Source organism: Photobacterium proteolyticum (assembly GCF_001939735.1).
Taxonomy (GTDB): Bacteria; Pseudomonadota; Gammaproteobacteria; order Enterobacterales; family Vibrionaceae; genus Photobacterium; species Photobacterium proteolyticum.
This window is the reverse complement of the sequence record NZ_MJIL01000046.1, coordinates 109,671-117,389: the sequence shown is the minus strand read 5'-3', so window position 1 is coordinate 117,389 and position 7,719 is coordinate 109,671. Positions and strand designations below refer to the sequence as shown.

At 40.7% G+C, this 7,719-nt stretch carries 7 protein-coding genes and 1 pseudogene; 1 reads left to right on the top strand and 7 read right to left on the bottom strand.

Annotated features, from left to right (window positions below; translation table 11 throughout):
* Positions 1 to 80 precede the first annotated feature (80 nt).
* From BIT28_RS30320 to BIT28_RS03770, 6 genes and pseudogenes are all read right to left on the bottom strand, one after another.
* Positions 81 to 221, bottom strand: a pseudogene (locus BIT28_RS30320) (RluA family pseudouridine synthase); the annotation flags it as partial.
* A gap of 177 nt (positions 222 to 398) precedes the next feature.
* Positions 399 to 590 (bottom strand): YwbE family protein, encoded by a 192-nt coding sequence (locus BIT28_RS03790; RefSeq protein WP_075762309.1) that lies wholly within the window; start codon positions 588 to 590, stop codon positions 399 to 401.
* A gap of 141 nt (positions 591 to 731) precedes the next feature.
* On the bottom strand, positions 732 to 2,024 hold the full coding sequence (locus BIT28_RS03785; protein WP_075762308.1) for a DEAD/DEAH box helicase: 1,293 nt from the start codon (positions 2,022 to 2,024) through the stop codon (positions 732 to 734).
* A 424-nt stretch (positions 2,025 to 2,448) separates the two neighbouring features.
* Positions 2,449 to 2,631, bottom strand: a complete 183-nt coding sequence (locus BIT28_RS03780) for a hypothetical protein (RefSeq protein WP_075762307.1) — start codon at positions 2,629 to 2,631, stop codon at positions 2,449 to 2,451.
* A gap of 392 nt (positions 2,632 to 3,023) precedes the next feature.
* The gene (locus tag BIT28_RS03775; RefSeq protein WP_075762306.1) at positions 3,024 to 3,848 is read right to left on the bottom strand and encodes a DUF4037 domain-containing protein; all 825 of its coding nucleotides are present in this window, start codon (positions 3,846 to 3,848) and stop codon (positions 3,024 to 3,026) included.
* Between the two features lie 264 nt (positions 3,849 to 4,112).
* Positions 4,113 to 5,378, bottom strand: coding sequence for a RidA family protein (locus tag BIT28_RS03770; RefSeq protein ID WP_075762305.1), 1,266 nt, complete (start codon positions 5,376 to 5,378; stop codon positions 4,113 to 4,115).
* 633 nt (positions 5,379 to 6,011) lie between these two features.
* On the opposite strand from BIT28_RS03770, the gene BIT28_RS03765 reads away from it, so the two are divergent.
* Positions 6,012 to 6,776 (top strand): DUF3313 domain-containing protein, encoded by a 765-nt coding sequence (locus BIT28_RS03765; protein WP_139310433.1) that lies wholly within the window; start codon positions 6,012 to 6,014, stop codon positions 6,774 to 6,776.
* 85 nt (positions 6,777 to 6,861) lie between these two features.
* Here the strand turns inward: BIT28_RS03765 and BIT28_RS03760 are convergent, their stop codons facing one another.
* Positions 6,862 to 7,473, bottom strand: a complete 612-nt coding sequence (locus BIT28_RS03760; protein WP_075762303.1) for a GNAT family N-acetyltransferase — start codon at positions 7,471 to 7,473, stop codon at positions 6,862 to 6,864.
* Positions 7,474 to 7,719 lie beyond the last annotated feature (246 nt).

Genomic DNA, 7,719 nt, shown 5'->3' with positions numbered 1-7,719 from the left:
AGCGGGACATATTTTCTGCTCACCACCCCCTGTCTAATTTACGGATTTAGATTAGGCGACAACTATCCTGACACAGGGGGACCCGATAAACTTAATAAACCACTCGGCTTATTAATCAACAAAATATCATCATCTTGATAAAGGATCTCTACCCTAGCCTGACACTTAGGTGCCACGAAATTATCAATAATTTCACTAGTAGAAGAGTCAGATTTAGACATTTAAGGGTCCTGATGTAATAAAAAATAGAAGGATCAAGTTTAGTGGGTATGTTAAGTTGGCCACTACTTTGTCGGTAAACCGGTTGCTTTGCAATAGCAGAGAATATTCGAAATTTCTCAGTCTCTTGAAATTCGCAACAAGGTTTTTCCCGAAGTAATATCCATTTAAGAAAATGACTAACAGATCACTTTCACACGACCGACATCACCACTTTCTAAGCGGACTTTTATTCCGTGAGGATGATTTGGTGACTTCGTTAAAAGGTCTTTTACAATGCCAGAGGTCAGTGTTCCGCTTCGTTGATCTTTTTTAAGGACAATTTTCACTTCTAATCCAGGGTGAATATTGGCTCGATTGGTTCCACTCATTTTCTCTACCTTATTGTTCAGTGTGTCTTTGATTAAACGCTTCTCAACTCAAGCAACTTCAAGATACTTGAGTATATAATCGTGTCAGCAACTATCAACTGACACGATGTTTATCGCTTGGTTGATCGGTTAATTGCTCGGTTATGAATTTCTCAACCAAACATCAGATTGACCAAGCCCTTTCTTCTTGCGCTTTTTCTTACCCGTACCTTCTGGTTTTGCCATTGGCTTACTGGCCTCTAGCATCTCTTGGGTAATGGTTTCATCGAGTTCGTACCCTTCTACCTGTTCACGTTCAAGACGAATTTTGTTCTTCTTCTCGATCACTTTAAAATGATGAAAATCTTCATAATCAATCAAGGATAGCGCTAGGCCTACTTCACCGGCACGGCCACTTCGGCCAATGCGGTGCATGTAGTCTGATGGGCTTCTTGGCAGATCGAAGTTAATCACCACTGGCAACTTTTCAATATCCAAACCACGGGCTGCGATATCCGTTGCAATTAATACATCAATCTCACCCGACTTAAAGGCTTCCAGTATACGGGTACGGTAGCCCTGCCCTTTATCACCATGAAACACTTCGGCTTCAATGCCGCGTTTATAAAGTTTGTCGGCTAAGTGCTCACAACTGTTCTTCGCATTAACGAAAACAAGCGCTTGTCGCCATTGATGCTGTTTGAACAAATGCGCTAGTACCGCAGTTTTCTCGCCTTTATTGACGTTAAAAACACGCTGTACGACGGTGCTGGCATCATCACTTTGTAGCTGGATTTCAACCGGGTCGTTAAGCAGTTCTTGAGTTAGCGTCTGTACTTGCTCAGGGAACGTCGCAGAGAACAACAGCGTCTGCTTTTGTTTCGGCAATTGACCTAACAATTCAGATAGCTCATCCGTAAAGCCAAGGCTTAACATCCGATCGGCTTCATCAAGCACTAAGGTTTTTACCTTATCTAATTTGATCGCATTACTTGAAATTAAGTCGAGTAATCGGCCTGGCGTTGCAACCAAAATATCGGTGCCGCCACGGAGCGCAAGCATTTGGGTATTTGCAGATACCCCACCGAAAACAGCCACCGTTTTAATTGCACCGTTAAAATGTACAGCATAGGACTTAACGCTGTCAGCAACCTGTTTAGCTAGTTCACGCGTTGGCACCAAAATCAGCCCAGTAACATAGTTACCTTTGCTGTCCCTCGAGTGCTCGGCTTTTTTTTGAGTAAAAATATCCTGCAACAATGGCAGTGCAAAAGCCGCTGTTTTACCCGAACCTGTATTTGCACCTGCAATTAAGTCACGCCCCGCTAACACACTCGGGATAACTTGCGCTTGAATAGGTGTAGGTTGTTGATATTCAAGCTCTGTTAATCGTGCTAACAAAGGTTGAATTAAAGCAAGTTCAGTGAAGCTGGCTGGCGTTGTGGCAGTAGTCATTGGGAAATAAAGGCTCTAGCAAAAATAAGGGTGTGCATCTTAGCGTATTTAAGCCCTGCGAAGTAGCGCAATGCTAAGTTTAATCGTTCAATGAATGAAGTAACTTTAGACAGCATTTTAAAATGCTTATGTTGTACTGCTCTCATGCAGAAAGGATAACTCAATACATTTTGTGCTTGTAACAATGTAACTTCCAGATACAAGAGAGGGGCGATTGCTTCGCCCCTATTATGTTTGTCTGGTTATTTATGACCTATAATCACCGCCATTTATTCACCATCAACGAATGAAGTTCCTCGCTGATCACTTTAAGCAGTTGGATTTCTGAGCCATGCTGTTCAAACTCTGAAGTAATGCAAAGCGAGAAGTATGAGCGGCTAGATTACTCTCTTGTCACCAAAGTTACGGTATATGGGTGCTCAAACTAATCCATAGTTCTAATCATATGATTGATTAACCGGTCGATTTTTTCTGGTCCATATTGCTCACAGAGTTCTTTTCTATAACCCTCATCACCTATCGCCCTCACGATATCTTCATTAGCCGGATCTCCAATTATCGGAGTATGATGTACGTTATCACCTGTAAACTGGGATTTGTCAGTCATCTCTTTATCTCCCTTATGTCTTGCATCGAAGTACGGGCTCTGGGAGCGTTACTGTGATTCACTGTCTGCCCCCTACTCGCTTTCGAGCCTGACCTCGATTGAGCTTACGCCGTAAACACTTTCAAGCGCTTTCTGCAAAAGCGACATTTCTATTGTAGCCAAACTTATTGGTATCTTGAGGCAAGAGTCGTATGTGGCTAAGGTGATAGTGTTGCTATTTCAGCACAGTGCTCATTCTGGCAACGACATTGAGTCTTACACTTATTCTGCAACATAACCAAGTTTTCTTTATTCATCTTAAATGCTGTAATTCGCTTACCCTCCCCTGTTTAACGAGAGTAGATAAGCGTTACTTCAGCAAAAGCAGTTAGTTAGCTAAAAAAAGTATGAAATCAACAAACCTGGTAATTGATGCCAGATTTTTCAACGACGGCTTTCAAGTTCTCAGTGGCAATATTCAATGCCAGAGGCAATTCATAACTTCTGGTTCCCGCAAGAAACAGGAGGTTCTCCATCGTTTGCTCAAAATCTGCAGGCAAACTTGAACACAGCTTCACCGCAACCTCAACCAAACGCTTTTCACCTGGGTGAGGTATAAGATTTGCGGCAAACAAGATATCAAAATAGCTGTCCAGATATGCGGTTAGTCGATGCTGAACGCTGAGATAATCTTGCCGCTTTATCGCCTTGATTATCTGTTGTGGATAAGCAGGAGCCGCATCACAGAGCAGAGGCAAGTTTTTAGCGATCACTGCCGCGGCTAACTCTCGGCTGTAGTCTACGGTATATTTATCTTGAAGCCTCATTAAGGTGCTATCTCGGTCAAAGATGACTTTGGAACTTAGTAAGTTTGACCAAAAGCACGTGCTATATCCCACGTTTGGCTGATGCTTGAACAACACACGCTCAAGTTCCTTGTCCAACCAATCTATGCTTCGATAAATGAGCTCGACTTCAGTTCCAGAATTTAGTCGACCATCATCCTCAGTTTCCCAATATTGGTTGTTGACTTCCATTTCACAACAATGGTGTGAGGTTATCTGTTGTCTGACTTCAACCGGAATGGTGTCATTGACGTAGACATAGATATCATAGTCAGAAAGTGAATCGTTCATTTGCGTGCCGTGAGAACCAGCGATTGCTATAGCATCGACTTGTTTTAACCCGGCAAATTCATTTAATAATGCTAGTAATACATTATCTTTCACTTCTTTCATTCTTTCGTTCCTCATCTTGACTTCAGGTCTGGAACAAAATAATCATTATTAATCACCCCAAACGAGTTCTTAATCACAAAGAAGAAAGATTAGAGTTTATTTATGCCTACTGAGTAGGTGTTGAGTTATAGCAGGAAAAATAAAGGGCAGGCTTTTGTCATTTAGCAGTTAAATTAACTACCAAATAATAAAAAGCTGCCCTGTTTTATTTAATGAATACAGCTGGTAGTTATAATTAACTACCAAGCTGCAATCCATTCTCTATTAAGCTTGTGGAAGCGTACCTTCGCCGTTAGATACAACCGCGTCGATTTGTACCAGTGCGTCCATCTCGATTTGAGACACACCAACTACTGTGCGAGCAGGTAGTTCGCCCTGGAAGAAGGTTGTGTACACTTCGTTGATTGCATCGATATCAGCAACATCTTTAAGGTGGATGTTGATTTTAACGATGTCGTCCATAACGTGGTCAACACTTTCTACGATCGCTTTGATGTTCTTCAAGCATTGTTCTGCTTGCTCTTTCGCACCACCAGCAACAAGTGCATTTGTTGCTACGTCAACTGGAAGCTGAGCGGCAATGTGGTTGTAGTGAGAGAAAGCTACAGTTTGCGTGTGTAGCGGGCTACGTGGTGCTGCATCTGTGTTGTTCGCACGAATAACGATGTTATGACGATCTTCGACTTCTTGCGGTGGTGTGCCGTCACCGTGTGATACAGAAGCATCGATTTGAACTAGTGCGCCCATAGGTAATGCGTCTGCAGCGATGATAGAACGCGCAGGAACGTAAGCGACTGTACGTGCGATAGATGAATCAGGGAAGAACGTTGAGTAAACTTCGTTTACTGCATCAACGTTTGCCAAGTCTGTTAGGTACAGGTTGATTTTAACGATGTCATCGAAAGGCACATCGATGCTTTCCAGAATCGCTTTCATGTTTCTCAAACACTGAGCTGTTTGCTCTTTCACGCCACCTTCAACAAATTCGCCAGTTTTAGGGTCAACCGGAAGCTGAGCGGAAATGTTGTTGTAGTGAGAGAAAGCCACTGTTTGTGTCGCTAGTGCATTTTGAGGTGCATTCTCAGTGTTGCGAGATAGTTTTACTAGTGGGCAAGGCTCTTGAGGAGCAGTACCTTCACCGTTAGAGATTAGTGCGTCCATTTGAACAAGAGCATCGCTCATTGGTAGCGCAGCAACTTGAACAACAGTACGAGTTGGAATTAGGTTATCGAAGAATGTAGCGTAAACTTCATTTACGGCTTCCATATCTGCAATATCTTTAAGGAATACATTGATTTTGACAACATCGTCCATTACGTGGTCGATACTTTCTACGATTGCCTTAATATTAGTTAAGCACTGTTTCGCTTGCTCTTTCACACCACCAATAACAATTTCGCCTGTTTTTGGATCTACAGGTAATTGTGCAGAGAAATTATTGTAATGAGAAAATGCAACTGTTTGTGAAGATAGTGTGCTTTGAGGTGCATTTGCAGTGTTTCTTGAAACTTTAATGATACCGCCACTCATGTCGATATTTATCCTTATATGTAGTACAGAGTTAATAGATTATCTTTTTAGATTTTTATTTAATTGAATGATAAAGCGAAGTCATGGTAAGTGAAAAAATCCCGGGTATTTGTGATACATATCAAAATATCATTTCACTAGCACGTGAGACTTAACAGGATAAATAGTCACTTTGCGAATAATTATCCACGATTTTATTAATAATCTGGGTACAATGCGCCTTTTTATGCGAATGATTCGTCAGTGATGAATATATTCTCATCAAAATAAATACGAATTTTTCATTATTTCATCTAATTTTGATAAGTTGATCACAATAAGTTCACTCAATTTCAAGCATATGCTTTTTTAGATCATCTTTTATGTCGTTAAAAATGCATAAATTCCCTAAATCGACTCTATTAGCTACATTATTAGTGAGAAATGTTAACGAATAAGAAAGGTGCAGCTCTTAGTTTTGTGCAATCAGATGCAATGGTTTGATTATTTTCCTGCAAATTTTAATTCTGTTTAATCAAGTCTAATATTCTACACCCCAACCTTGTTAAATATACGTTATCAGATTGATTTTAATCATAACAATATACGCTGAATGACTTGCCTTTTTTATTGAGCAACTAAATCAGCATTTAATTGGACAATCCAGATTCATCAACCATCCTTTTATTAATGCAAACCAAGTGGAGAGAGATGATGATAGCTGTCGATAAAACATATCGCTCTATTAATATAAAAACAGCCTTGTTTGCCATTTTAGCATTGGGTATTACACTTATAGGTTGCACCTCTAAAACGACTAAAGAAGAAGAGTTTTCTGGTTTTCTCAGTGATTACTCCCAACTAACCAAGGGTTCCAGTGTCGATGGTGATAATGCTGTTGTTCTTAAATGGGTTAGTCCTGTATTATCACAACGAAAGTACACTAAAGTTATGCTTGATCCCGTTGTTATCTACCCAGCCCCTCAACCAGGTCCTCAGCTTCGGACTGAAGTTCTCAAAAGCATGCTGGCTTATTTAAATAAAGAGGCCAAACATCAAGTTGAGCAAGCATATGAAGTTGTCACTGAACCGGGAAAAGATGTCGTTCGGCTTCGTGCCGCGATAACTGGCGTGGAGACCAGCCCGGAAGATTTAGCAGCCTATGAATATGTGCCCATTGCGCTTGCGTTGGCTGGCGTTTCAACGGCGACCGGGTCTCGATCTCAAATGGTAGAAATATTCCTTGAAGCTGAGTTGACAGATAGCTTATCCGGAGAAAGGCTGGCCGCTGCAGTAAGGAAGGGATTTGGCGAACCTGTAGAAAACAAAGATGAGCAAGTGGAACTCGAAAATGTTCGACCAGTACTGGATGGGTGGGCCCGATCTGCGGTAAACCTACTAAAAGCAACTATCAAATAACCCTTCAGAATATTTGCAACATTATGTCGATATCGGATGTAAAGCCTTCCTCGCACTCCGATATCGACTATATTTCAGTTGTTTATCAATTTCCCGATAAGCATTCTAAAGGTTCACGCCTCAAGATATAATTTGTAACACCCTCTATTAGTTGCACTTTTTCAACAATAGAAAAACCATAGTGTTCATACATGCTCACATTTTCCTCATTGTTAGTATCTGTTGAGCACACGAACTGGTTTTCATCCATATACGAGAGCATCGGTTTCATCAACTCTGATGCCAGCCCTCTTCCCTGATACTCAGGAGCAACAAATAACAGGTTTAGGTAGTAGTCCGACCTACGTTTATTAAGGTCAATCCGCTTTTGTATTTCAGATAAGCGTTTTCCATAAGTGCTGATCTCTTTAATGCAACCAGATGTGATCATCTTGTAGTGACAATAAAGAACCTTAAATGGATTCCTTAACTTTTTGACACCGACTCGCTCCCAAATCGCAAGCGCATTATAGCTACTATCTGCTGTGTAAATAAACGTCTCACCTTTGCTATTGTATACGGCAAGTAGGCAGATTGAGGTAATTGCTCTTTTTCGGGCTTTAATATCGGTTGTAAATAAGGAAAACAATGGATCCGCGATAAAAGCATCGGCTTGTTTATCATATATCACCTGATTAAGTTCATATATTCGTTCCATAACTTGCATTTCCTATACCCAGTAAGGTTGCGACCATGTACCAACAGCTTTAATAAGACAGAATTGCATGACTTGTCTTAGTGTCAGTGCAGAATTAAATAAAGAAAGCTAATTGAGATTGAAACATATCAATTAAGATTAATCTGTTATCTTTAAACAACATATTGAATTGATTCATATTTAAAGATGAAATAAGAAGCCTGTTTATCATAAAAAGTTGAAGGGTAAACAGATTTGATCAACCCC